The sequence below is a fragment of the Curtobacterium sp. NPDC090217 genome (assembly GCF_044746705.1).
Taxonomy (GTDB): Bacteria; Actinomycetota; Actinomycetes; order Actinomycetales; family Microbacteriaceae; genus Curtobacterium.
Genome location: NZ_JBIVCR010000001.1, coordinates 1485157 through 1510969 on the forward strand (window position 1 = coordinate 1485157; position 25813 = coordinate 1510969).

At 70.0% G+C, this 25813-nt stretch carries 22 protein-coding genes; 14 read left to right on the forward strand and 8 right to left on the reverse strand.

Going from position 1 to position 25813, the window contains the following annotated elements:
* Nucleotides 1-82: 82 nt before the first annotated feature.
* Complete coding sequence (locus tag ACIPJ2_RS07300) at nt 83-544, reverse strand: hypothetical protein (protein ID WP_402728218.1); 462 nt, start codon at nt 542-544, stop codon at nt 83-85.
* Between the two features lie 2 nt (nt 545-546).
* The gene (locus ACIPJ2_RS07305) at nt 547-1698 is read right to left on the reverse strand and encodes a glutathione-independent formaldehyde dehydrogenase (protein ID WP_402728219.1); all 1152 of its coding nucleotides are present in this window, start codon (nt 1696-1698) and stop codon (nt 547-549) included.
* 228 nt (nt 1699-1926) lie between these two features.
* Here ACIPJ2_RS07305 and ACIPJ2_RS07310 point away from each other — a divergent pair, with 228 nt between their 5' ends.
* The gene (locus tag ACIPJ2_RS07310; RefSeq protein WP_402728220.1) at nt 1927-2937 is read left to right on the forward strand and encodes a response regulator transcription factor; all 1011 of its coding nucleotides are present in this window, start codon (nt 1927-1929) and stop codon (nt 2935-2937) included.
* 69 nt (nt 2938-3006) lie between these two features.
* Nucleotides 3007-3636: a DUF1345 domain-containing protein gene (locus ACIPJ2_RS07315; protein WP_402728221.1), complete on the forward strand. Its 630-nt coding sequence runs from the start codon at nt 3007-3009 to the stop codon at nt 3634-3636.
* A gap of 114 nt (nt 3637-3750) precedes the next feature.
* Here the strand turns inward: ACIPJ2_RS07315 and ACIPJ2_RS07320 are convergent, their stop codons facing one another.
* Entirely contained in the window at nt 3751-4431 is a 681-nt protein-coding gene (locus ACIPJ2_RS07320) for a hypothetical protein (RefSeq protein ID WP_402728222.1), read from the reverse strand.
* A gap of 283 nt (nt 4432-4714) precedes the next feature.
* On the opposite strand from ACIPJ2_RS07320, the gene ACIPJ2_RS07325 reads away from it, so the two are divergent.
* From ACIPJ2_RS07325 to ACIPJ2_RS07345, 5 genes are all read left to right on the forward strand, one after another.
* A complete protein-coding gene (locus ACIPJ2_RS07325; RefSeq protein ID WP_402728223.1) occupies nt 4715-5179 on the forward strand; it encodes a hypothetical protein in 465 nt (154 codons plus the stop codon).
* 70 nt (nt 5180-5249) lie between these two features.
* Nucleotides 5250-7118, forward strand: coding sequence for a glycoside hydrolase family 2 protein (locus ACIPJ2_RS07330; protein ID WP_402728224.1), 1869 nt, complete (start codon nt 5250-5252; stop codon nt 7116-7118).
* A 77-nt stretch (nt 7119-7195) separates the two neighbouring features.
* Nucleotides 7196-8512 carry an extracellular solute-binding protein gene (locus ACIPJ2_RS07335; RefSeq protein ID WP_402728225.1) on the forward strand — a complete coding sequence of 439 codons (1317 nt, stop codon included), beginning with the start codon at nt 7196-7198 and terminating at the stop codon, nt 8510-8512.
* Between the two features lie 23 nt (nt 8513-8535).
* Nucleotides 8536-9561: a carbohydrate ABC transporter permease gene (locus tag ACIPJ2_RS07340; RefSeq protein WP_402728226.1), complete on the forward strand. Its 1026-nt coding sequence runs from the start codon at nt 8536-8538 to the stop codon at nt 9559-9561.
* The gene (locus ACIPJ2_RS07345; protein ID WP_281267019.1) at nt 9558-10472 is read left to right on the forward strand and encodes a carbohydrate ABC transporter permease; all 915 of its coding nucleotides are present in this window, start codon (nt 9558-9560) and stop codon (nt 10470-10472) included. Before ACIPJ2_RS07340 ends, ACIPJ2_RS07345 begins: the two co-directional genes overlap by 4 nt.
* A 24-nt stretch (nt 10473-10496) precedes the next feature.
* Here the strand turns inward: ACIPJ2_RS07345 and ACIPJ2_RS07350 are convergent, their stop codons facing one another.
* Entirely contained in the window at nt 10497-11465 is a 969-nt protein-coding gene (locus ACIPJ2_RS07350) for a zinc-dependent alcohol dehydrogenase family protein (RefSeq protein ID WP_402728227.1), read from the reverse strand.
* 100 nt (nt 11466-11565) lie between these two features.
* Here ACIPJ2_RS07350 and ACIPJ2_RS07355 point away from each other — a divergent pair, with 100 nt between their 5' ends.
* Nucleotides 11566-12177, forward strand: coding sequence for a TetR/AcrR family transcriptional regulator (locus ACIPJ2_RS07355; protein ID WP_402728228.1), 612 nt, complete (start codon nt 11566-11568; stop codon nt 12175-12177).
* Nucleotides 12178-12221: 44 nt separating this feature from the next.
* On the opposite strand, the gene ACIPJ2_RS07360 is transcribed toward ACIPJ2_RS07355, so the two are convergent.
* The 3 genes from ACIPJ2_RS07360 to ACIPJ2_RS07370 all read right to left on the reverse strand — a co-directional run bounded on the left by ACIPJ2_RS07360 (nt 12222) and on the right by ACIPJ2_RS07370 (nt 16572).
* Nucleotides 12222-13109, reverse strand: coding sequence for a DUF808 domain-containing protein (locus ACIPJ2_RS07360; RefSeq protein WP_402728229.1), 888 nt, complete (start codon nt 13107-13109; stop codon nt 12222-12224).
* A 62-nt stretch (nt 13110-13171) separates the two neighbouring features.
* Nucleotides 13172-15199, reverse strand: a complete 2028-nt coding sequence (locus tag ACIPJ2_RS07365; protein ID WP_402728230.1) for a hypothetical protein — start codon at nt 15197-15199, stop codon at nt 13172-13174.
* Nucleotides 15196-16572 carry an MGH1-like glycoside hydrolase domain-containing protein gene (locus ACIPJ2_RS07370; RefSeq protein ID WP_402728231.1) on the reverse strand — a complete coding sequence of 459 codons (1377 nt, stop codon included), beginning with the start codon at nt 16570-16572 and terminating at the stop codon, nt 15196-15198. The genes ACIPJ2_RS07365 and ACIPJ2_RS07370 overlap by 4 nt, the downstream gene beginning before the upstream one ends.
* A 53-nt stretch (nt 16573-16625) precedes the next feature.
* On the opposite strand from ACIPJ2_RS07370, the gene ACIPJ2_RS07375 reads away from it, so the two are divergent.
* From ACIPJ2_RS07375 to ACIPJ2_RS07400, 6 genes are read left to right on the forward strand one after another with little or no spacing between them, the layout of a single operon-like run.
* Complete coding sequence (locus tag ACIPJ2_RS07375) at nt 16626-19745, forward strand: alpha-mannosidase (protein ID WP_402728232.1); 3120 nt, start codon at nt 16626-16628, stop codon at nt 19743-19745.
* A complete protein-coding gene (locus ACIPJ2_RS07380; protein WP_402728233.1) occupies nt 19742-20719 on the forward strand; it encodes a carbohydrate ABC transporter permease in 978 nt (325 codons plus the stop codon). Before ACIPJ2_RS07375 ends, ACIPJ2_RS07380 begins: the two co-directional genes overlap by 4 nt.
* Nucleotides 20716-21633: a carbohydrate ABC transporter permease gene (locus ACIPJ2_RS07385; protein ID WP_281267027.1), complete on the forward strand. Its 918-nt coding sequence runs from the start codon at nt 20716-20718 to the stop codon at nt 21631-21633. Before ACIPJ2_RS07380 ends, ACIPJ2_RS07385 begins: the two co-directional genes overlap by 4 nt.
* Complete coding sequence (locus tag ACIPJ2_RS07390) at nt 21630-22949, forward strand: ABC transporter substrate-binding protein (protein WP_402728234.1); 1320 nt, start codon at nt 21630-21632, stop codon at nt 22947-22949. Before ACIPJ2_RS07385 ends, ACIPJ2_RS07390 begins: the two co-directional genes overlap by 4 nt.
* Nucleotides 22946-23923: a glycoside hydrolase family 130 protein gene (locus ACIPJ2_RS07395; RefSeq protein WP_402728235.1), complete on the forward strand. Its 978-nt coding sequence runs from the start codon at nt 22946-22948 to the stop codon at nt 23921-23923. Before ACIPJ2_RS07390 ends, ACIPJ2_RS07395 begins: the two co-directional genes overlap by 4 nt.
* The gene (locus ACIPJ2_RS07400) at nt 23920-24546 is read left to right on the forward strand and encodes an SGNH/GDSL hydrolase family protein (RefSeq protein ID WP_402728236.1); all 627 of its coding nucleotides are present in this window, start codon (nt 23920-23922) and stop codon (nt 24544-24546) included. The genes ACIPJ2_RS07395 and ACIPJ2_RS07400 overlap by 4 nt, the downstream gene beginning before the upstream one ends.
* Nucleotides 24547-24627: 81 nt before the next feature.
* Here the strand turns inward: ACIPJ2_RS07400 and ACIPJ2_RS07405 are convergent, their stop codons facing one another.
* Complete coding sequence (locus ACIPJ2_RS07405; protein WP_402728237.1) at nt 24628-25656, reverse strand: LacI family DNA-binding transcriptional regulator; 1029 nt, start codon at nt 25654-25656, stop codon at nt 24628-24630.
* Between the last annotated feature and the right edge of the window lie 157 nt (nt 25657-25813).

A 25813-nucleotide genomic window follows, 5' to 3' on the forward strand; every position in this document is an offset into this window, starting at 1 on the left:
ATGGCGTCCTGGGCGTTGAGGATCTCCGGGTCATCGACGTTCTCCACCGAGAGTTCGTTCACCCCGGTCCAGCACAGGGCCTTCACAGCGCACCCCCGCCCTTCGCATCGTCTTCTGCTTCGTCGACCGCGTGGCCGAGCAGCGTGCGTGGACGGTCGCCGTGCGGTCTCGGGGTCGCGCGCAGGACCTCGCCTGTCTCGAAGACCTGCTTGGCATCGCGCAGCGCTTCCCGCAGGGTCCGGTTCGGATCGCTGCCGTCCACTCCGAGGTCGGCACCGTCCCGCACGCGGGCATGCACCTCGAAGCCCTTGTCGCCCGGAGCGGGCTCGACCCGGATCTCGAGCGCCGCAGCCAGACGTCCGAGCGGCTCTGGGTAGCCGTCGCGCTCGAACGCATCGGCATCGCCCAGGACGGTTACCGCCTTCCATCCTTCCGGGTGCGCCGCGTCACCGTCCGATCCCCGCGGCTTCGTCACCAACGACCGGGCGACCAGGCCGACGGCGATCCCCGCGGCCCCGACCGCGGCGGCAGCTCTGCCCACCATGATCAGGACCGCTTCCCGGGCTTGAGGACGACCTTGGTCCACCCGTCGTCCCGGTTGTCGAAGTGCTCGTAGGCGTCGGGAGCACCATCGAGCGGCAGCTCGTGGCTGACGATGAACGACGGTGTCGCCTTGCCGGCAGCGATCAGGTCGCGGAGCGGCCGGTTGTACTTCTTGACCGGCGCCTGTCCGGTGCCCATGGTCTGGCCCTTGAACCAGTGCAGTCCGATGTCGAATGCGATCTGGCCCTGCTTCGCCAAGTCGTCGGAGCCGCCTGGGTCCTGCGGCACGAAGACGCCGACGGTTCCGATCCGTCCGGTGAACCGCACCGACTGCACCAGACGGTTGAGCGTGAGGTTCGGCTGCTCGTCACCACCGGGGTCGTGCGCCTGGTAGCCGACGCATTCGCAGCCGTTGTCGGCGCCGAGCCCCATCGTCTGCTCCAGGACGGCCTGCACGGGGTCGACCTTCGAGTCGTCGATGGCGATCGCGCCGATGGACTCCGCCAGCCGGAGACGGTCCGGATGCCGGTCGACGACCATCACCTTGCTCGCTCCCCGGATGGTGGCCGACAGGGCGGCCATCAGTCCGACCGGGCCGGCGCCGTAGATGACGGTCTGGTCGCCCGGCTGCACTCCTGCCATCTCGGTGGCGTGGTAGCCGGTCGGGAAGATGTCGGCGAGCATCACGTAGTCGGATGCCTTCTCCTCAGCGTCCTCGCCCAGTCGGAGGCAGTTGAAGTCCCCCCAGGGCACCCGCAGGAGTTCGGCTTGTCCGCCGGCCCATGGGCCCATGTCCGCGAATCCGTACGCCGCACCCGCCCACTCGGGAACGGGTTGCGCGGTGAGGCAGTAGTTGGTCAGCCCGCGCTCGCAGTTCTTGCAGTGCCCGCACGCCACGTTGAACGGCAGGACGACGTGGTCCCCGACCTTGACCTTGTCCACACCGCCGCCGACCTCGATCACCTCGCCCATGTTCTCGTGACCGAACCAGCGGCCGGTCTCGAAGCTGGTGCGCCCCTCGTACATGTGGAGGTCGGATCCGCAGATGTTGGTCGTGGTGACGCGCACCAGCACGTCGGTCGGGCGCTCGATGCGCGCATCGGGGACGTCCTGCACCGTGACCTTGCGCGGCCCCTCGTAGACAACGGCTTTCATGTTCGTCTCCTCTCGTGCGGGACGTGCCCTGGCTTGCGCCGCGGGCCGGTCTGCCGCGCGACACCCTCATCGCACGCCACCCGGAGCGGGAGCACCATCGGCAGACATGCCCATCCGACTTCGCGCAGTGTGGGCACGCGTACCGCATCACCGTGCTAGACCGGCGATAGACGGTTTTCGGACAACTCCTTCGATTCCCGCCGCCGATGGTCATGAGGTGGTCGAACCGTGACACGCACTGCTGCACTGCTGCTCGCTGAGATCGCAGCGCGCCCGGGTCCCGTCCACGATCGAGCGCAGGCGCTGCTCGATGAACTGCACCACCACATCCCGTTCGACGGCGCGTGGATGGCGCTGGCCGAACGGGGGAGCACGGGGTACAGCGCGGTCGCGAGCACGGACCTCGACGAGTCGAGCGTCCGCTACCTGAGCGGTCCCGAGGTGGCACGCGACATCGAGCGGACCGGTCTCGATCGCGCACGGCCTCCCACCAGTCTCTCCGACCTGCCCTATCCGTCGGCGGACCTGCAGACGTGGGCGGAGTGCCTGCTCCCCGCAGGATTCCACGAGGCGTTGTCCGTCGCACTGTTCGAGGACGGCGGGCGTCACGTGGGCTTCATGACGGTGCTGTTCCGGAGCGCGGTCCCGCCGTCGCGGACACTCCGCCGGCGACTCACTCGGCTCCTGCCCGAGTTCGCGTCGGGCATCGACTCGGTCCGGTCGCTGGCGACGTCGGCAGCCTCCGTCAGCGGAGCCCGGTCGGGCGTGGTGCTGCTTGCCGGCTCCGGGGTCACCCGCATACCGGGCCTGTCCGATGACGTGCTCCTCGCCGCCAACTCCGCGCTCGTCGATGCGGCCAGGGACGCCATCGGCGAGGGGCAGCGCTACGCCACGTTCCTGTGGCCGCGCGGGAGCCGACAGCTGCCGGACGGTTACACGCGGGTGACGGTGCTCGCCTGCGATCGGGATCTCCAGACAGCGGCTCGAGGGGTCGTCGTGCTCTCACCCGCCGGGCACCTGCGGGGCCTGACGCCGCGCGAACTCGAGGTGCTGGGCCACGTGATCGAGGGGTGCTCGAACCTCGAGATCGCCCGAGCGCTGATGATCGCCCCCCGCACGGTCGCTGCGCACATCGAGCACATCCTGTTCAAGCTCGATGCCACGTCGCGCACGCTCGCCGCCGTGCGCGCGGAGCGTGCCGGTCTCTACGTGCCGCTCTCGCGCGCCCGGCAGGGCTGAGCGACACGTGGTGGTCTCGAAGATGCATGCGCGACAGGACGAAGAACCACTGTTCAGGAAGGAAGGGTCATGTCCCACCTGTCGATGAAGGCCGGTGTCGGCGCGATCGTCGGGGCAGTGGTCGCGGTGATCGCCGCTCTCCTCGGTGTCCCCGATCTGTCGCCGTTGTTGGGCTGGGCGATCGCCGCAGGAGTGTTCCTCGTCTGGGCGTGGTCCGCGGCCTGGCCAGCAGATCCCGAGCGGACCCGTGCCCTCGCTCGCCACGAGGACCGGTCACGGAAGCTCGTCGACGTCCTCGTCATCGCCGCGACGGTCCTCAGCCTCGTCCTGGTGCTCTTCGCGCTCGTCCGCAGCCAGCAGAAGGACCCGGTCGGGTCTGCCGCTGCCATCCTCGCGGTCGTCGGCGTCGTGGCGGCCTGGGCAGTCGTGAACACCGTGTACGCCTTCAAGTACGCGCGCATGTACTACCTCGACGACAGCCACCGTTTCGACTTCGACCAGGACGAGGACCCGTCCTACAGCGACTTCGCCTACACGGCCTTCTCGATCGGGATGGCCTACAACGCGGGCAACATCACCCAGTCGTCCACCCCGTCACGCCGGATCGCCCTGGGTCACGCGCTGCTGTCCTACTTCTTCGGCACCTTCGTGGTCGCGGTCGCCATCAACCTGATCACCGGCCTCGCCCAGGGAGGGTGAGGACGATGCCAGCGGAATGGGTGAGCGGCACAGCACAACGCCCCGTCGCGGGTGCGACGGGGCGTTGGCTTTTCCGGTCTGTCATGCGCAGACGGAAACCTGCGCCAGGCGTGCTTACTTGATCTTGGCGGTGATGGTGGCGGTGCCGACCAGGAGGCCGCTCTTGACGGCGTCGGTCTTGAAGGTGCTGTTGAGCAGCTTCGCGGCGTCGCCGGAGACGTGGACGGTGGTGCCGGTGAGGATCGCGTTGTCCCCCTCGAGCTGCAGCGGCTTCAGCGTCCCACCGTGCAGGCTGAACAGGTACGCGTTCGCTGCGGCGACCTGCCCGTTGACCAGGACGTCACCGTAGAGCTTGGACGAGCCCGGGTTCACCACGAAGTTCTCCAGCGTCACCGTCGTGTCCCCGGCCTTCAGGGTCAGACCCGAGTCGTCGTGGTTCAGCAGGCCCTGCACGTAGGGGCGGTACTTGCCGTCCGGGCTCCAGTAGGTGACCGAGCCGGAGGTGATCGGGAACGACACGGCGCCGTCGGCGAGCTTGGCGTTGCCGGACACACCCGGGGTCAGGCCCAGCGAGGTGAGGGCGTCGGTGAAGCCGGAGTCCAGGGCGACGGAGGTGTCGCCACCGAGGACCTCGGGAACCGACGCGACCGGTGCGGGGATCTTCGACGACGACGACGCGACGGTGTGGATCGCCGGGGTGGAGGCGTTCGCGGCGGAGACACCGAACGCGGCACCGCCGAGGACGAGGGCACCCGTGGTGGCGAGGGTGATGGTGGTCTTGAGGGACTTGCGCATGATGGTCATTCCTTTGCTGTGTCGCGCTCGGCGCGGCGTACTGAAAGCGCGCCGAACACACTCCGACAAGGAGTGGAGAACCAGCTATCTGCGGCTGGTGAGCGCTCCGGGTGTTTCCCGGTCTGTGCATGGGATTCGGCACCGTCCCGGAAAGGGTTTGGACCGGTTCCCCCTCGTTACCGTTCCGTTATGCAACAGGCTTCGCCCTTCGTGTGCCCCGGACGTGCGGTAGCGGTGGCCTGACACGCTCCGCGAAGATCGGGCGAGGCGAAAGGGGGCGCAGGTGCAAGCGAGTTGGGTGGTCGTCGTCGCGGTTGCGGCGGCCCTGGTGGGTGGCGGGGCGTGGATCGGGGTCGCTGCATCGGATGACGGTGGTGTCCGTCGCATCGCCGACCGGGTCGCGGTGCCGTCGGGGTGGGAGCTCGAGCACGAGGAACTGACGCGCGGGGCCGGACTCTGCCTCCAGCTGTCCGGGTTCGGGCATCCGTGTCCGTCGGTGACGAGGACGTACTCGGCTCCGCCGACGCTCGACGACGCCGCCTTCCGTGGCATCCTCGATCGCTCCGATCTGGGTCTCCGACAGACCGGCTCGTGCACCCCTGTGGACGGCGCCGGTCTCGAGCTGACGTGCGGCGCGGAGGGCTCCGACGAGCGCTTCACCGTGCGGGTGTCGTACACGACCCCGTACTCGGGGTCGAAAGACGGATCGCTGCGGGTCTCGGTGACCCCTTCGGCCCGGCCGCGGTGAGCAGGGTGGACAGCGTAATTGCAACGTTGTAGCGTCGAGGCGACCCCCGGTACCAACTCAAGGAAGAGCCATGACCACGACCTCCTCGACGCCCCGCCCCGAGTACCCCCGGCCGCAGTGCACCCGCGAGCGGTGGATGAACCTCAACGGCCGGTGGGGCTTCGACTTCGATCCGGGTGACTCGGGCTTCGAGCGCGGCCTGTCGTCCCCTGATGCCGAGCTGTCGCGGGAGATCACGGTGCCGTTCGCGCCGGAGTCGACGCTCTCGGGCATCGGCGACGTCGACTTCCACCACGCCGTCTGGTACCGCCGACAGGTCTCGGTGCCGACGGACTGGGACGGGCGGATCCTGCTGCACTTCGGCGCGGTGGACCACGACACGACCGTCTGGGTCGACGGGCGAGAGGTCGGTCGGCACCGCGGCGGGTTCACGAGCTTCACGTTCGACCTCACCGCCCGCGCCGGGGTCCGCGCCGGCGACACGGTCACCCTGACAGTCCGCGCCCGTGACTCGAAGGACGCACCGCAGGCACGGGGGAAGCAGTCCACCGAGTACGCGAACCACGACGCCGACTACACCCGCACGACGGGGATCTGGCAGACCGTCTGGCTCGAGCCGGTTCCCGAGGTCGCGATCGGCCGTCCGCGGATCACGCCGGACCTCGAGGGCGAGCAGTTCGCGATCGAGGTCCCGCTGAACACCGGACTCGCGGGCGGACGCGTGCGCGTCGTCCTCTCCGACGACCGGGGCGAGATCGGCGCCCACGAGGTCCGTGCCGACCTCACCCTGACGCCGCGTGCCACCGTCCGCATCCCTGTCGATCGGGTGCGCGTGTGGTCGATCGAGGACCCGTTCCTCTACGACGTGCGCATCGAGCTCCTCGACTCGGCAGGCGAGCTCGTCGACTCCGTCGGCAGCTACGCCGGGCTCCGAAGCGTCGCGATCGTCGGTCGGTCGGTGTTGATCAACGGCGAGACGGTCTTCCAGCGGCTCGTGCTCGACCAGGGGCTCTACGCCGACGGACTCCTCACCGCGCCGTCGGACGCTGCGCTCGTGCACGACATCGAGCTCAGCATGCAGGCCGGGTTCAACGGTGCGCGCCTGCACCAGAAGGTCTTCGAGGAGCGGTTCCTGTACCACGCCGACCGCCTGGGCTACCTCGTGTGGGGCGAGTTCGGGGACTGGGGCTGCAAGACGACCGGTCCGAGCGATGACCGGCAGCAGCCCGACGCCAGCTACGTCGCCGAGTGGCTCGAAGCGCTCGAGCGCGACTACTCGCACCCGGCGATCATCGGGTGGTGCCCGCTCAACGAGACGCGCCAGCACATCTCCGACCGGATCACCGCGCTCGACGACGTCACCCGTGCGATGTTCCTCGCGACCAAGGCGATGGACACGACCCGTCCGGTGCTCGACGCGTCGGGCTACGCGCACCGCGTGTTCGAGACCGACGTCTACGACTCGCACAACTACGACCAGGACCCGGCCACGTTCAGCGCGACGCTCGGGATGCTCGATCCCACGACGCGGACGGCGTTCACCAACACCGAGGACGACGGCGACCGCCACGTGGAGGGCGCTCGCCCGTGGAGCCTGCCGTACAACGGTCAGCCCTACTTCTGCAGCGAGTTCGGCGGCATCTGGTGGAACGCCGAGGCCGCTGCGGCCGCCGATGCCCCTGAGCAATCAGGCACGACGTCGTGGGGCTACGGGGAGCGGGTCCGCTCCCTCGACGAGTTCTACGCCCGCTTCGAGGGGCTCGTGACCGCGCTCCTCGGCAACGAGCACATGTTCGGGTACTGCTACACGCAGCTCACCGACGTGTTCCAGGAGCAGAACGGCGTGTACGACTTCGCCCGCGGACAGAAGTTCGACATCGATCGCATCCACGAGATCCAGACGCGGATCGCTGCGATCGAGGCAGCTGCTCGTCCCTGAACGGCCCCGACCGGCAGGCGTGTGCAGCCACGTCTGCCACTACAACGATGTACCACTTCACGAAGGAGTGAACCCGAATGTCCCCCCTCTCCCGCCGGCAGTTGCTGGTCGGCGGCGCATCGATCCTCGGCGGCGCGGTGCTCGCCGGCGGCCTCACCGGCTGCGCGACCGGATCGACCGCCGCCTCCGGCGCCGACCGACTCCAGTTCTGGCACCTGCTGACCGGCGGTGACGGGGCGAAGATGGCCGACCTCGTCAAGCGTGCCGACGCGGCGACCGGTGTCGCCGCGCAGCAGACCGTCCTCGCATGGGGAACGCCGTACTACACGAAGCTCGCGATGGCGAGCGTCGGGGGCCGTGCACCGGACCTCGCGATCATGCACGCGAGCCGCCTCGAGGGCTACGCGCCCGGCGGCCTGCTCGACACGTGGGACGACGACCTGCTCGCCGAGTTCGGCGTCCGTGAATCGGACTACCCGGCGGCGGTGTGGAAGAAGACCTTCGTCGACGGCAAGCACTACGCCGTGGCCCTCGACGCCCACCCGTTCGTGCAGTTCTACAACACCGACATCCTCGACAAGGCCGGTGCGCTCGGCAGCGACGGTCGCATCGTGGACATCTCGAGCCCCGACCAGCTGCTCGAGGTCGGCCGAGCGATCAAGGGCGTCACGAAGACCCACGGCATCTCGTACGGGTACCTCAACGACGGCGCGAACCTGTGGCGGATGCTCTACACGCTCTACCGGCAGCAGGGCGCCACGATGGTGTTCACACCGGGCAAGAAGGCCGAGGTCGAGAAGGACGCGGCGATGGCCGCGCTCGACTTCATGAAGACGATGCTCGACGGCGACATCGCGGCCAACGCCGCCGACGGCGGCACCGCCCTCGCCGAGTTCGTCACGCAGAAGTCCGGGATCATGTTCACCGGCGTCTGGGACACCCCGTCGATGAAGGACGCGAAGATCCCGTTCGACGCCCAGCCGATCCCGACGATGTACTCCGAGCCAGCGGCCTACGCCGACTCGCACACCTTCGTGCTCCCGCACCAGAACGTCGTCGACGAGCAGAAGCGCCGTGACGCGCACGAGTTCGTCGCCGCGATCGTCAAGCGGTCCCTCAGTTGGGCGCAGGCGGGACACATCCCGGCGTACAACCCGGTCACCGACAGCGCCGAGTACAAGAAGCTGCTGCCCCAGGCGCACTACGCGGGCGCCGCGGACATCGCGAACTACGACCCGCAGGCGTGGTTCACCGGTGCCGGCAGCGACTTCCAGACCGCGGTCGGGAACGCGCTGCAGGGCGTGCTGCTCGGCCAGACCAAGCCCGAAGCCGGTTGGGACCAGCTGATGGGCGTCGTGAACAAGAAGCTCTCCGAGCCGAACCCGGCCGGCTGACGGACGAAGGAGTCCAGAACATCGTGGCATCAGCAACCGCAGGTCCGACACCGCACGCAGTCAGTGCCGGGGAGCGCGACGCGTCCCGCGCCAGGGGCCGGACCGTCAAGCGCAAGCGCGACAACCGCGCGGGGTGGGCGTTCGTCGCCCCCTTCGTCGTGTTCTTCATCGCGTTCCTCGTCGTCCCCATCGTCTGGGGCCTCTACCTCAGCTTCACCGCGACCAGCCTCACCGGGGCCGGCAACCACCTCGTCGGGTTCGCGAACTACTTCGAGGCCTTCGGCGACGCCGACATGTGGCGCTCGATGGGCAACACCGTCTGGTTCACCGTCCTGTCGACGATCCCGCTCGTGGTCGTCGCCCTCGCGATGGCGCTCCTGGTGAACACCGGCCTGCCGGGACAGTGGCTCTGGCGACTGTCCTTCTTCATGCCGTACCTGCTCGCGTCGACCGTCGTCTCGCAGATCTTCCTGTGGCTGTTCAACCCGCAGCTCGGGCTGTTCAACCACCTGTTGACCTCGATCGGACTCCCGCCGAGCAACTGGCTCAACGACCAGGACATCGCGATGTACGCCGTCGTCGGCACCACGGTCTGGTGGACCGTCGGGTTCAACTTCCTGCTGTACCTGGCCGCCCTGCAGAACATCCCGGAGTCGCAGTACGAAGCGGCATCGCTGGACGGAGCCGGCACCTGGCGGAAGCTCTGGTCGATCACGCTCCCGCAGCTCCGCGGCACGACCGGACTCATCGTCGTCCTGCAGATCCTGGCGTCCCTCAAGGTGTTCGACCAGATCTACCAGATGACCACCGGCGGACCGAACGGCTCCACCCGGCCGATCGTCGAGTACATCTTCGAGTCGGGGTTCACCGGGTACCGCTTCGGCTACTCGTCCGCGATCTCGTACATCTTCTTCGCGATGATCGTCATCATCTCGATCGCACAGTTCACCGCCGGGCGTCGTGGTGACGCCATCGCCCGTGCCGATCGGGCCGACGCGCGTCGCAAGCGCGCCGCCGTCCGTGCCGCCACGAAGGGACAGGCAGCATGAGCACCGCCACCATCGACCCGCAGTCGCTCCAGACGAGCACCCCCACGACGACCGTCCGGGTCCGGACCACGAAGCACCACGGGCCGAAGTGGGGGCCAGCACGCATCGGGGCGCTCGTCGTCCTGATCGTGCTGGCCGTCAGCTGGCTGCTGCCGATCCTCTGGGCGATCGACACCTCGCTGAAGTCCGAGACCGACGCCGCGGCCGCGCAGCAGTCCTGGATCCCGGCCGGTGGCTTCACGATCGATGCCTACGTCAAGGTGCTGACCCAGGGGCAGATCCCGGTCTGGATCTGGAACTCGCTGTTCACGTCCGTCGTCGTCACCCTGGTCACCGTGATCCTGTCGACGCTGGCGGCGTACGCGTTCAGCCGCCTCGACTTCTCCGGTCGGAAGTGGCTCTACGCCGCGATCATCGGCTCGATCATGGTGCCGCCGCAGGTGCTGATCATCCCGCTGTTCTACGAGATGCTGGCGATGAACCTCGTCGACACGTACCTCGGCATCATCCTGCCGCAGGTGATCGCGCCGGCCATGGTGTTCATCCTCAAGCAGTTCTTCGACCAGATCCCGGTCGAGCTCGAGGAAGCGGCGCGTGTCGACGGAGCCGGGCGCCTCCGGGTGTTCTTCACGATCGTGCTGCCCCTGTCGCGACCGATCCTGGCCGCCGTGGCGATCTTCGTGTTCATCGGGGCGTGGAACAACTTCCTCTGGCCGTTCCTCGTGACGAACCAGGCGAACCTGATGACGCTCCCAGTGGGGCTGCAGACCGTGAAGAGCGCGTTCGGCATCCAGTACGCACAGAACATGGCGACGGCGATGCTCGCGGCTGCGCCGCTCATCATCGTGTTCCTGTTCTTCCAGCGGCAGATCATCAAGGGCATCGCGACTACCGGGTTCGGTGGACAGTGACGTCCTGAACCGGGAACGTCGCGCTCAGCGCGCCGTCAGCACGATCCGCCCGAAGACGCTCCCGGCGTCCATCCGTCGATGTGCCTCGACGGCGTCGTCGAGCGGCAGGACCGCCTCGACGACCGGGGTCAGACCGCCGGCAGCGGCCGTGGCGAGGAGTGCGGCGCGGGCGTCGTTGCGCTCGTCGCGAGGGACGGTGTCGAGACTGAACGTCGCGAACGAGAGCGACCGCTGGAACAACCGCATGAGCGTCATGCCGAAGTCGGCCGGCGGGTAGCCGCCCACCACCCCGATCGAGACCGCGCGCCCGTTGGGGGCGAGCATCTCGAGGAACGACGGCAGCTCGGGGCCACCAGCGACGTCGACCAGGACGTCGAAGTCCGACGGAGCCGCGCCGTCGTCGAGGGGGCGACCGGAGCGATCGAGGACGTGGGTGGCACCGAGGCCCAGCAGTCGTCGGCCCCGTTCGGGCGACGACGTCGTGACCGCGATGGTCGTGGCGCCGGCCTGCGCTGCGAGCTGGACGGCTGCGATCCCGAGACTGCCGGCCGCGCCACGCACGAGGACCGATTCGCCTGCCGTCAGGTGTGCGTGCCGGAGCGCGAAGTGCGCGACCGTGGCGGCGCTGCCGACCGCGACCGCGTCGACGGCGGACAGGCCGTCCGGGAGCACCGTGACGTCCTCGAGCCGGGCCACGGCGAGCTCGGCGTACGCCCCGCTGGTGCCCGTGAAGCCCCACACCCGCCGGCCGACCCATGCGCCGTCGACGCCGTCGCCGACCGCGGTGACGGTCCCCGCGACCTCGCTCCCCGGGACCATCCCGACGGGGAACGAACTCCCGAGGGTCCCGCGGCGGATCACCGCGTCGACCCCGCCGACCCCGATCGCCTCGACCTCGATCAGCACCGAGTCCGGGCCGACGACGGGGTCAGGGCGCTCCGAGACGACGAGGCCCTCCGCTGGGCCGTACTCCTCGATCGACACTGCGCGCACGACGTCCTCCTCTGGTCCTGCCGGCACCGATCGGCCGGCGCGTTCGACGGTAGTGGACGCAGGCGTCCACTTCCGTAGAGTGAGAGACGTGCCTGCCCCGATGCCTCACTTGCGCTCCGACGCGCTCGACAACCGCGACCGCCTGCTCGACGCGGCCAGGACGCTGTTCGACGAGGTCGGCCTCGGGGTGACGATGCGCGAGGTCGCACGACGCGCCGGCGTGGGACCGGCGACGCTCTACCGACGGTTCCCGACGAAGCAGGACCTGGTCGGCGCGGCGTTCGCCGAGGAGCTCCGCGAGTGCCGTGCGATCGTCGAACTCGGGGCGGCCGATCCGGATCCGTGGCGTGGGCTCCGGGGGGTGGTCGTCGACTCGAGCGAGCTGAACGCCAGGAACCACGCGTTCGTCGAGGCCTTCACGAACGACTTCCCCGACGCCGTCGACTTCGCGCGCCACCGGGCCGAGCTGCTGCGGATCCTCGCCGGCATCGCGCGACGGGCACAGGCAGCGGGTGCACTCCGCGCGGACTTCGTCCTCGACGACCTCGTGCTGGTGCTGCTCGCCGGACGGGGCGTCTCCCGCGCGCCCGCCGCGCAGCGGCTCGCGGCCGCGCGGCGCTTCGCGGTCATCGCCGTCGACGGCCTCCGCGCGGACCGGCGGACGGACGACCGCGCGGACCGGCTGGCAGCGAGTCGCGCGGTGACCAGCTGACGGACGGGAGGCTCGTGACCGGCCCGCCACGAGCCTCCCGTCCGTCAGTGCGCGGTCTGGTGCCGCGGACCGCGCAGCCGGCCGACGCCGGTCACGACCGCGACCACGACCAGGCCGAGCGCCAGGCCGGCCACGGCCGACAGCGCCGTGTCGACGATCCAGGTGACGACGGGGCCGGCGGCCTCGATCGCGTGCTCGACGACGTGCAGCAGGTCCAGCGGGCCGTGCCAGAACGTCTCGGCGAGGTTCGCGATCACCAGGTGACCGCCCACCCACAGCATCGCGACGGTGCCGACGATGCTGATCACGCGGAAGACGGCCGGCATCGCGGCGACGATCCTGGCGCCGAGTCGCCGGGTGCGGCGGACGGGGTTCTTCATCATCTGGAGGCCGACGTCGTCGACCTTCACGAGCAGCGCGACGGCACCGTAGACGACCCCCGTCATCGCGAGGGCGATCACCGCGAGCGCGCCGAGCGTCGCCCAGAACCCGAGGCCCGTGTCAAGGCTCGCCAGCGCGATGAGCATGATCTCGGTGCTCAGGATGAGGTCGGTCCGGATCGCGCCGAACACCAGCTTCGGTTCGGTCGTCGTCTCCGCGGCACCGCTCTCGTGGTGGAAGCCGAACCACTCCATGACCTTCTCGGCACCCTCGAAGCACAGGTACGTGCCGCCGAGGACGAGCAGCCACGGCAGCACCCACGGGGCGAACGCCGTGAGCAGGAGGGCCAGGGGGATGATGATGACGAACTTGTTGAAGAGGCTGCCGAGGGCGATGCGCCCGACGACCGGCAGTTCGCGCGCGGGTTCGAGGCCCTGCACGTACTGCGGGGTCACCGCGGCATCGTCGATCACGACGCCGGCGGTCTTCGCGCTGGCCTTGAGGGCGGCCGACAGGATGTCGTCGACGACGGCGAGCAGGCCGACTGACATGCGTGGTCCTCCTGGGGATCGTGGCTGTCGGGACGCTCAGACTACTGGTCGTGGCCCGCGACTCACGTCGTGACGACACCCCACGGCGTGTGCAGCGCGGCGTGCACCCCGTGCAGGACGGGTGCGAAGCGGGCGTCCGCCTCGTTGCGGGCGAGCGGGTCCACGCCGCACGCCAGCATGGGAAGGAGCAGGACCGGACCGGCGGACCACGGGTGGCACAGGCTCTGGTCGTCGTCTCCGGCGTCGGGTGACCACCGTTCCCACCACGTGCCGGCCCCGGCGTCGAGCATGCGGCCCCAGTGCTCGTCGAGCCGGTGTCGTGCTGCCGTCGGCGCGCCGAGCACGACGAGCGCGCGGCAGAGCGCGAACGCGAAGTACCCGGTCTCGGGGACGAACCCCTCGAACACGGTGGTGTCGACGAGCCGACGGGCGTCAGCGGTGTCGAGTGCGCATGCGAGGATCGCGGCCGCGTGCGGGTGGTGGAGTCGCCCGGTCAGGCTCCGGAGGACCTCCTCGAGTCGCGCTCGGTGCTGCGCCGCCCGCTGGGGACGACCCGCGCGGTCGGCCAGTGCGCACGCCGACCGGAGCGCCGCGGCGTATTGCGCGTCCATCGCCGCGCTGCGTGCCTCGGCCGTGAAGTCCCACCAGTCGATGAACGACCACCAGCCGGGTTCGTCGGTGTCGAACCGGCCGTTGCGCCACCGTCCGTCCGCCCAGTCCGTCGTCCGGTCGAGGGCGGGCTCGAGCTCGGCGAGCAGAGCGTCGTCGCCCGTGAGCCGGACGTGCTCGTCCAGGTGGCACACCCACTGCAGCGAGAAGTCCGGGATGCGGTGGTGGGTGCCGCTCGGCGAGAGTGCCGGGATCATGCCGTCGGGGTCCTGCGTGCCCGCGAACTGCCGGAGCGACCGTCGCGAGGTGTCCGCGACCCCGGTCGTGGTGAGGTCGAACAGTGCCTGCAGTCGGGCATCCGCGACGTAGTGCCCACCCTCTCGGAGCGGGCAGTCCTCGTACAGGTCCTGCCGGCCGACGCGGACCGTCGCCGTGCTGACGGCGTGCATGCGTGCGTACCGATCCTCCTCCGCGACGAAGACCGGGTCCGGGCGGTCGGCGGTGACGGACGCGAACTCCGCGATCACCGTGACGGCGGCGGACCGGCCGACGACGGCGAGTTCCCGGAACGACCGGCGGTGCCAGAACCGATGCACGGTCCGACCGGCGGGGACCACGACGGTGTCGACCGCGGCGATGTCCTGCCGCGTGGCGGTCGGCCAGCCGAAGGCATCGGTCGCCTCGCCCATCACGACGTCCAGCACGGTGGTGGTCGGTGCGTCGACCGTCAGGGTGAGGAACCCGACCAGCTGGTGGGGGAGCCGGTACTGCACGAAGCCCGCGGCGCCGTCCGTGGGCGGACCCGGGAGTCGGATCCTGCCCGCGGCGACGAGTGCCGCGGCGCGGTCCGGCGTGTCGAGTGCCAGTCCGGCCCACGCCGCGGTCGGGACGTGCCCGACGTGCTGTCGGTGCGGCTCGAGGTCGACCGGGTGCTCGTGCACCGGCCGGTCGTACGGCCGCGGGCGCTGGTCGTCGGGGTAGGGCACGGCACCGGTCCAGCCGAGGTGCTCGTCGTCGAGGGAGCGGTCGGACCACTCGGTGAACCCGGTCGACCAGGCCGCCTGCTGGGTGCCCTGACGCCATCCCTGCGGGACCGCGGTCTGCCAGACGGCGTCGGTGTCGATGGGGTGGGTGGCGCCGGACGCGTCGGTGAGGCGTCCCTCCGCCCACAGGCCGCCCAGCGCTCGCGGCTCGTGGTGCGTGCCGATGCCGAGCAGGTGGACCCCGACCACGACCTCGACCTGCCGTCGACCGGTCAGCGCCGGCGCGAGGTCCACACGGACGGCGTCGTCGCCGGGATTGCTGCTCTGGACGTCGTGGTGCACGACGAACGCACCGTCGACCCACACCCGGAACGAGCCCCGTGCCGCCACGTGCAGCTCACCGGCGACCATGGCGTCGTCGCACGTGACGATCCGGCGGAGCAGCAGGAGCCGGTTCGGCGTCTGCCGGTGGAACGCGTCCCAGATCCAGGTGCTCACGCGGCGACCGCGACGTGTACGACGTGGTGACCGGTGGTGTCGCCGGGGACGCCGTTCGCCGGGTCGACGTCGATGCCGTCGATCGACAGGGCGCCCCGGTCCGCCGCCTCGATGGTGAGGTCGATCGTCGCGCCCCGGAACCGGATGCCGGAGGCGGTGACGACCTCCTCGGCGGCCGGTCGCAGTGGGTCGAACCGCACCGCGTCGAGGCCGGTACGGAGTCCCAGGGTCCCGAGGTGGACGAGACGGAGGAACGAGGTCGCCGACCAGGTCTGGTTGGGCTCGCTGTCCCAGTGGAACCCGCATTGCCAGCCGCCGGACGGTGCGCCGTTCACGGCGTCGTGGACCTCGTCGAAGCGGCCGTCACTCCGTGCGACGAGCGCACGGAGGTCCTCGAAGGTCTGGTCGACACCGTCGGTGTCGCGGACCGTGGCCGCGGCGAGGCCCGTCAATCCCATCACCATCGGCCAGCAGATCGCGTTGTGCCGACCCGGGTGGTCGTCGGAGTACCGGTCCGCGAAGTGCGGGGCGACGTTGACCGCCCCAGCAGGACCACGGCCGATCGAGGCGAGTACCGCGGCTCGTGCGTGCTCCGGTGCGACGTCGAACACCGTTGCGAGCGCGAGTCCCGCGGCTTCGCGGTGGTGCTCGAGCGTTCCGGCGGTCGGTCCGGTGCCGTGGACGAGGTACCCGAAGGTGTCGCCGTCGCCGAGGTGCTCACGGACGGCGTGGACCAGTCGGTCGGCGCGCTCGTCGAGGTCGCCCGCGTCCTCCCCGAGGTCCCGGGCGGTCGCGGCCAGGCACCGGTGGGCCGCGACGTAGAGCACGTTCGTCGACAGGGTCATGACCTCGTGCGCGTCCGGGTAGTCGAGCACGAAGGAGGTCGGCTCGTCGGTGGTGGCGGGCGGTGTCGGGAGCCCGGAGATGCCGTCCTGCATGAGTGCAGGACCCGAGTACAGCCCCCAGCGGGGCCGGAAACGCTCGCGGTCGAGGATCGCGAGCGAGGCACGACCGACGTCGAGGACCGTGCGCAGCAGGTCGGCGTCACCGGTCGTCACGGCGAGGTCGCGCGCGGCCAGCACCCACACGACCTGGTCCCACCACTGCTGGTCCTGCGCGATCACCCGGCGACCGTCCGGCAGCGTCTCGCAGACCCGCAGCAGGGTCGACCGCGCGGCGTCGGGACGCAGGATCGATGCGGCGCCCCAGCTGTTCAGGGCGGCGTCACGGGTCCACGGGTCGACGTAGCCGTCCCCTGCGCGGATGTACGTCCCGCGGTCGTCCGCGACGGTGTTCCGGTCGAGTGTCCAGACTGCGGTGTCGTTCAGCGAGCCGAGCCAGGGCCGCGTCGTCGAGGCGAGGTGGATGTCCATGACGTCATAGTGACAACGTTGACACCGACAGTCAACGTTGACACACTGCTCCCGTGCACACTGATCCACAGCGCATCATCGACCGCGCAGCCCGTGTCCTCCGCGAGCGCATCCGTCCCGCCACCGAGGCGGTGACGGCCCCGCTCACGATCGCCGTCCGCCACCTCGCCGGCGAACCCGAGTCGTTCGCGGTCGCGACGGCGCCGGTCGACGAGTTCCGCCCGGCCGCCGTCGGCGACCCGTGGGGACCGGCATGGACGACGAGCTGGCTGCACCTGACCGGCGCGGTCCCGGACAGCTGGCGGGGCGTGATCGAGGCGGCCGACCGCGACCGGGCGCGGCTCGGTTCCACGGGACCCACCCTGGTGGCACTCGTCGACATCGGCTTCGAGCCGGACTCCGGCCCGGGTTTCCAGTGCGAGGGACTGGTCCACCGTCCCGACGGCAGCATCGTCAAGGGCATCCACCCCCGCTCGCAGTGGGTGCCGCTCTCGGCGGACGATCCCACCGTCGACCTCTGGGTCGAGGCAGCGGCGAACCCCGACGTCGCCGCCGCCCAGTTCCGGCCGACCCACCTCGGCGACGGGATCGCGCCGGACGGCCCACCGCTCTACGAACTCGTCCGTGCGGACCTCGCGGTGCTCGACCCCGAGACCCAGGCGCTCGAGGTCGACCTCGAGGTCCTGCTCGGCTGGGCCGAGGAACTCCCCGCCGATCGGCCGCGTCGCGTGAAGCTCCTGCGCGCGATCGACCTGGCGTGCGACGCGCTCGACCTCGACGACGTCCGCGGCACCGCCGCCTCGGCCCGCGCGGTGCTCGCACCCGAGCTCGCCCGCCGCGCCGACGCCAGCGCGCACCGGCTCGCGGCGATCGGGCACGCGCACATCGACTCCGCGTGGCTCTGGCCGACACGGGAGACGATCCGCAAGTGCACCAGGACGTTCTCGAACGTGCTCGACCTGATGGACCGCTTCCCGGACTTCCGGTTCGCGTGTTCCCAGCCGCAGCAGTACGCCTGGATCGAGCAGACGCACCCCGACCTGTTCGCGCGGATCACGGCGGCCGTCGCCCGCGGCCAGTGGATCCCCGCCGGCGGCATGTGGGTCGAGTCCGACACGAACCTGCCCGGCGGCGAGGCACTCGTGCGCCAGATGGTGCACGGCAAGCGCTACTTCGCCGAGAAGTTCGGGGTCGAGCCGCACGAGGTGTGGCTCCCGGACTCGTTCGGGTACACCGCAGCACTCCCGCAGATCGCCGCGCTCGCCGGGTACCGCTGGTTCCTCACGCAGAAGCTGTCGTGGGGGAACCCGACGGACAGGTTCCCGCACCACACGTTCCGGTGGCAGGGGATCGACGGCACGACGCTCTTCAGCCACATGCCGCCGGTCGACAGCTACCTGTCCGAGCTCACCCCGCACGAGTTGCAGCACGCGTCGTCGAACTTCCGCGACCACGGCGACGCCACCACCTCGATGGTGCCGTTCGGGCACGGTGACGGCGGCGGCGGGCCGACGATCGTGATGCTGGAGCGGGCGCGACGACAGGCGGACCTCGAGGGCTCACCGGTGGTGGAGCACGCGACCCCGGAGTCCTTCTTCGAGGAGGCCGAGCGGGAGTACCCGAACGCCCCGACGTGGGTGGGGGAGCTGTACCTGGAGGGCCACCGTGGGACCTACACGTCCCAGGCCGCGATGAAGCAGGGCAACCGGCGGAGCGAGCACCTGCTCCGCGAGGCCGAGCTGTGGAGCGCGACCGCCACGGTCCGCCACGGGGTCCCGTACCCGGACGACGCCCTCGACCGGCTCTGGAAGACCGTGCTGCTGCACCAGTTCCACGACATCCTGCCGGGCTCGTCGATCGGCTGGGTGCACCGGCAGGCCGCGGAGGCCTACGTGGCCGTCCGCGACGAACTCGAAGCGATCATCGGCTCGGCGCTCGACGTCCTGGCCGGCGCCGGCGACCGTGCCGTCACCTTCAACGCCGCGCCGACGGCGGTGGACGGCGTGCCTGCACTCGGTGCCGGGCCTGCCGGGGACGACCAGGGCCTCCAGGCCGTCGAGGTGCGGCAGGACGGCGAGTCCACCGTCCTCGACAACGGGGCACTACGAGTCGTCGTCGACCGGACGGGAGGCGCGGTGAGCGTCCGCGACGTCGCTCGCGGTCGCGAGCTGGTCGCCGCCGGGGCCCGGCTCGGCGACCTGGTCCTGCACCAGGACGTGCCCAACGCGTTCGACGCGTGGGACGTGGACGAGCACTACCTCGCCACCGGGCGGGTGCTGGACGACGTCGACGCCATGCGCGTGGAGCGCACGGAGGACGGCTCCGCCACGGTCGTGGTGGAGCGGAGCTTCGGACGGTCGTCCTCGGTGCAGCGCATGACGCTGCGTCCAGGTCGCGGCGAGATCGACTTCGTGACCGAGGTCGACTGGCACGAGTCCGAGCGGTTCCTCAAGGTCGCGTTCCCGCTGGACGTCCGCACCGACGTGTCGACGTCCGAGATCCAGTTCGGCCACGTCCAGCGTCCGACGCACCAGAACACCACGTGGGACGCCGCGAAGTTCGAGATCGCCGCCCACCGCTGGGTGCACGTCGGCGAGCCGGGATTCGGGGTGGCGATCGCGAACGACTCGACCTACGGGCACGACGTCCGTCGCCGGGACGGGGACGACGGCGCGCTGCCGGGGACCGACGTGCGGCTCTCGCTGTTGCGCGCACCGCGCTACCCCGACCCGGAAGCGGACCAGGGTCGCCACCGCTTCGGGTACCGGCTCGTGAGCGACGCGAGCGTGGCGGACGCGGTCGACGCCGGCTACCGGCTGAACCTGCCGCCGCGCCGCCGGTTCGGCACGGGACCGGTCGCACCGCTGGTGCGCGTCGAGGACGCGTCGGGCGTGACGAGCACCAGGCACGGCGTCGTCGTCGAGAGCGTGAAGCTCGCCGAGGACCGGTCGGGCGACCTCGTCGTCCGACTGTACGAGTCGCTCGGCGCGCGTTCCCACGCACGCATCGCCTGGGACCTGGACGCCGGCGGCGTGGAGGTCGTCGACCTCCTCGAACGCCCGCTCGAGGTCCTGCACCCCGTGGACGGGACGGTCTCGCTCGAGTTCCGCCCGTTCCAGATCGTCACGCTCCGGATCCGCCGGAGCGCCGTACTCGAGGAGGAGAACGGATGACCAACACCACCGTGGAGGCCCCACCGGCCCCACTCGCGACCGCGGTCGACCGCCGTCGCAGCACGCCCACGAGGAGATCGGGGCGACGACGGCACGACGCCGTCGTCGGCTACCTGTTCATCCTCCCCGCGATCATCGGCCTGGTGCTGTTCGTCGCGTACCCGATGGTGACGTCGCTGTACCACTCGTTCACGGACTGGAACGGGCTCACCCCCGCGAAGTGGACGGGCCTCGACAACTACGTCCGGATGTTCACGCAGGACACCAAGTTCTGGCCGTCGATCGAGGTCACGCTGTTGTGGGTCGTGATCTCCGTGCCGGTCACCATCGCGGCCGGACTCGGGCTCGCCGTCGTCGTGAACCGCTCGCTCCGCGGAGTCCGGCTGTTCCGCACGCTGTTCTACCTGCCGGTGGTGCTGCCGGCCGTCGCGGTCCTGACCCTCTGGAAGTACATCTACGACCCGACGTACGGGCTCGCGAACGAGGTCCTCCGGGCGCTGCACCTGCCGACCAGCATGTGGCTCGGTGACTCGAAGGTCGCGCTCGCGTCGATCCTCATCGTCGGCGTCTGGGGCGTCGGCGGGACGATGATCATCTTCCTCGCCGGGCTGCAGGCCGTCCCCGTCGAGCTCATCGAGGCCGCGAAGGTCGACGGCGCCGGAGCCGTCCGCCGGTTCTTCAGGATCACCCTCCCGATGATCGGCCCGATCCTGCTGCTCCAGCTCGTCCTGCAGCTGAACGCGGCGTTCCAGACCTTCAACCAGGTCGCGATCCTGACGAAGGGCGGACCGGGCACGTCGACGAACCTCTTCATGTACAAGATCTACACGGACGGGTTCGCCAACTTCATCTCGTCGCCGCAGCTCGGCTACGCGACCGCCGAGGTGTGGGTCCTGTTCGTCATCGTGATGATCGTGACCCTGGTGATGCTCCGCGTCACCCGCGGTCGGTTCTCGGGCGGTGGTGAGGCATGAGCGCCGTGACGGACCGACCGAGGGCCACGCCCACGCGCGTCGAGGACATCCCGGCCACCCGCCGGGTCCCGCTCAACCAGCGCGTGCCGATGCTCCTGTCGCGCATCGCCTGGTACGTGCTCTGCGGGCTGCTCGGCGTGACGATGCTCGTCCCGCTGGTCTGGATGATCAGCATCGCGCTCAAGACGAACGGCGACATCAACCAGCTGCCGCCGACGTTCCTGCCGAAGGAGTTCGACTTCGGGAACTTCGTCGCCGGGCCGGCGCAGATCCACTTCTACCGGCTGCTGCTCAACACGGTGATCGTGACGGTCGTCTCGACCTTCGGCGCCGTCGCCAGCTCGATGATCGTCGGCTACGGGATCTCCCGGATCGAGTTCCCCGGCCGGAAGCTGTGGTTCGCGCTCATCTCCGGCAGCCTGTTCGTCCCCGGGATCGTCGGGCTCATCCCGCTGCAGCACCTGTACATCTCGCTCGGGGTCATCGACACGTGGATCCCGCTGGTCCTGCCGGCGTTCTTCGGCAGTCCGATCTTCGTGTTCCTCGCGCGGCAGTACTACCAGTCCATCCCGCGGTACATCGACGAGTCGGCGCTCATCGACGGCGCCGGGCACTGGACGATCTTCACGAAGATCATGCTGCCGATCACGAAGCCGGTCTGGATCACGGTCGCGATCATGTCCTTCCAGCTGGCCTGGAACGACTACCTCAACCCGCTCGTCTACCTGACGACGTCCTCGAAGTTCACCCTGTCGCTCGGCATGGCGTCCTTCCTCAGCGACACCGCGGGCTCCCAGTACAACTACTACATGGCGACGAACCTGCTGTTCATGCTGCCGCCACTGGCCCTGTTCTTCCTGGCTCAGCGGTACTTCATGGAGGGCATCGGCTCGCTGGGGACGATCTCGAAATGACCAGACAACGACGAAGCGCGCCGCGCGCGAAGTGGATCGCGGCACTCGCGGCCGCCGCGATGGTCGGGCTCGGCCTCACGGGGTGCAGTGCCCCGGGATCGGCATCCGGATCGGACGCCGTCACGTACATGACGTGGGAGTCGATCCCGACGAACACGGCGTTCGACAAGACCATGGCGAAGTTCGAGAAGTCGTCGGGTATCCGCGTGGAACGGAGCGACTCCCCGAACGCCGACTACGCCCAGAAGCTCGCCAGCCTGATGATCGCGCGGAAGGCACCGGACTTCTTCTGGTGCACGACCGCCGAGGCGCAGAACCTCGCCGACGAGGGACTGCTCTACGACTGGACGAGCAAGCTCCGTTCGGGGGACGGCCTCGACCCGGACTCGTTCTCCCCGGGCGCGCTCGCGTCGTGGACCACGCCGAAGGGCCGCATCGCCGGCATCCCGACCCTCGCGAACACCTACGGGTTCTTCTACAACGCGGACACGTTCGAGAAGGACGGGATCCCCGTCCCGAAGGCCGGTTGGACGTGGGACGACCTGTTCTCGGCGATGGCGAAGCTCAAGGCCGCTGACCCGTCGACGACGCCGCTCGTGAACCAGTGGCCGCTCCTCGACAGTCCACAGGGGGTGTCCGCGTACTCCGTGGCGAACGGCGGCAAGCCGTTCGTCGACGACCTCGTGCACGCGACGTCGGTGTCCACCGATGCGACGTTCCGCGAGGGCGCGAAGCGGTTCACCGACGCGATCGCCGCGGGGGAGATGACGAACCCCGACTACGACCCGACGAACGTGCCAGCGGCGTTCTCGAACGGCGCAGTGCCGCTGATGTTCGCCGGCCAGTTCGTGCAGCAGTTCATCGCACCGAACAAGCCGAAGTTCGACTGGGGCTACGCGCCGTGGCCGGCCGGGACGGAGGCCTCGGTGCAGCCGATCGAGACGAACGGCATCTGCTCGCCGTCCACCCTGCAGCATCCGGAACGGACGTGGAAGGCGATCTCGTACCTGGAGTCCACCGGGTTCAACGACGCGATGCGTGCCGTCCCCGTCGCGCCCATCGCCTACGAGCCCGGCACGAAGGGGTACTACGAGGGGCTCACCGCTGCCGGTGACCCAGCGTCGATGAGCATCGCCGCCACGGCGGAGTACGAGCTCGCCGCGAAGGACAAGTTCATCACCCAGTTCCTCGATCCATGGGCGACGAACGCGACCGACATCACCACCACGCAGTGGAACCCGATGCTGTCGGGTCGGGGAACGGTGGCCGGCGGCGTCGCCGACACCGCCGACGGGATCAGGAGGCTCATCGGATGACCAGCGCACCAGCGGACCATCCGCCGATCGGCTACCCGCCGATCGACTACCCGTTCGGGCCCTTCGTTCCCGCGGCGGAGAACCCCGTGCTCCGGCCGGGGCGGCAGCCGTGGGAGTCGGCGAACGTCTACAACCCGGCGGCGATCGTCGTCGACGACCGGATCGCCCTGCTCTACCGGGCGCACGCCGACGACATCGTGTCGTCGCTCGGGCTCGCCTGGAGCGACGACGGGTACACCTTCGAGACCGAACCCGACCCGGTGATGGTGCCGGAGCACGACTACGAGCGGTACGGCTGCGAGGACCCCAGGGTCGTCCGGATCGACGGCACCTACTGGTGCACGTACACCGGGTGGGACCGGCACACTGCGCGGCTCTGCATCGCGGAGTCCACCGATCTGCGCACCTGGACCAAGCACGGGCCGATCGTGCCCGGTGTCAACACGTTCGCCGGCGTCCGGGAGACCCCGGGGCCGGACTGGAGCAAGGGCGGGGTGATCCTGCCGGAACCCGTCGATGGCCGGTACCTGATGTGGTTCGGCGAGGGGAACATCCACCTCGCCACCTCGACCGACCTGCTGCACTGGGACGTCGTCGCCGAACCCGTCCTCCGACCGGAGCCCGGCACCTTCATGGGCGACCTCGTCGAGACCGGTCCGCAGCCGGTGGTGACCCGGACCGGGCACGTGCTGCTCATGCACAACAGCGCGATCGTCCGTGCCGTCGACGACGTCACGTACGCCTGCGGACAGGTGCTCATCGACCCGCGGCGGCCCGAGCGGGTCGTCGCGAAGGCGACCGAGCCCTGGCTCTCGCCGACGAGCGAGGAGGAGCGCCACGGGCTCGTCGACGACGTCACGTTCGTCGAGGGGCTGGTGTTCCACCACGGCACCTGGTTCGCCTACTACGGCCAGAGCGACACGACCATCGGCGTGGCCACCTTCACGCCGACCGAACGAGAGGACCTCGCATGACCATCACCCTCCGACCCGGGGACACCGTGATGTTCACGGGCGACTCGATCACCGACTGCCAGCACCTCGAGATCGAGCAGCCCCTCGGGTGGGGGTACCCGCTCCGGGTCGCCGGCGAGTGGGGCTTCCGCCACCCGGACCGGCAGGTCGGCTGGCACAACTCCGGGATCTCCGGCAACAAGGTGATGGACCTCGAACCGCGGTGGGAGCGCGACGTCCTCGACACGCGGCCCGATCTGGTCTCACTGCTCATCGGCGCGAACGACGTCGGGTGGAAGGACTACGCCGAGGACGGCTACGAGATCCCCGCGGAGGACTTCCGTGCCGGCATCCACCGTCTGCTCACCCCGCTTGCCGAACGCGGGACGCAGCTGATCCTCATCGAGCCGTTCCTGCTCCCCGTGAACGACGCGCAACGCGTGCAGCGCGAGGACCTGGACCCGAAGATCCAGGTCGTCCGGGAGCTCGCCAGGACGTTCGGTGCGCACCTGCTCGCCGCCGACGGGCTCTTCGCAGGGCTCGCGGCCACGACCGGACCGGAGTACTGGGCCGCCGACGGCGTCCACCCGACGCCGGCCGGCCACGCGGCGCTCGCCGACGCGTGGTTGCGGCTGGTGGACTGACCCGGCCATCCGGCGGACGGGAGGCCCGGTGCGGGCCCGCCACGAGCCTCCCGTCCGGCGCACCCGGCTCAGGAGGCCGGATCAGGTGCGCTCGCGCACCACGAGCCGCGCCGGCACCACGGCCCGCTGCGCGGGCCGTCCACGGTCCGCCAGCCGATCGAACAGGAGCTCGGCGCCGACCCTGCCCACCTCGTACGGGTCGCTGTCGATGACGCTCACCCCGAACTTCGGCGCGAGCGGGAAGTCGTCGAAGCTGAGCACGTCGACCGGGCGCTCGGCGTACCCGGTCGAGAGCAGCAGGCCCGTGCACAGGCGGTTGTTGTCCGTGAAGACCGCGGTCGGCGGGTCGGTGGCGACGAGCATCGACTCCGCGGCGGCCGTCGCGTCGGCGTCGGTGACGAGGCCGTCCCGGACGATGTCCATGTCGAGCGGCAGACCGGCCTCGGCGAGGGCGGCACGGTAGCCGTTCCACCGTTCGAGTGCGCCGCTGCCCGCTCGTGGGTGCCCGAGGAACCCGATGCGGCGGTGGCCGCGGGCGACGAGCATCGCGATGCCCTCGCGCGTGGACCGCTCGTTCGTCGTGGTGACGGCGTCGAGCAGCCCGTCGAGGCCGGGCGGCGGCGAGTCGACGAAGACGATCGCGGCACCGAACGAGGCCTCCTCCGCCAGGTAGGCCAGGTCGTCCCCGATCGGCGCGACGATGAGGCCGGCGACCCGGTGCGCGAAGAACTGCCGGATCACCCGGTGCTCCAGGTCGGCGTCGTTCTGCGCGTCGCCGGAGAGCACGAGGTGCTGGTGCCGGGTCGCCACGGAGTGGATCCCGCGGAGCATGGGGGCGAAGAACGGGTTCGTGACGTCCCCGAGCGTGACGCCGACCGTGGCCATCGACTGGTTCTTGCGGCGCAGCCCAGCGGCGATGTCGTTGAGCTGGAAGCCGAGTCGGTCGGCCTCGGCGAGGATGCGGGCGCGGGTCTCGTCCCGGACCGGCCCGTCGCCCCGGATCGCTCGGGAGACGGTCTTGATGCTCACGCCGGTGGCCTCGGCGATGTCCTGCAGCCGGGGTCGGCGACGTGGTCCGCCGACGCTCGCAGGGGTCTGCTCGGTGGGCATGCCCCGATCGTAGTGGCAACGATGTCACCCGCGGCTGCGCTGGGGGGTGCACGGAACGTTCAGGAACTGCACGGCCCCACCACTGTCGGAGCGCGGGTTCAACAGTGTTGAATGCGAGTGCCACCCAGCAACGACGCTCGTCGACCGGCACGGCCGG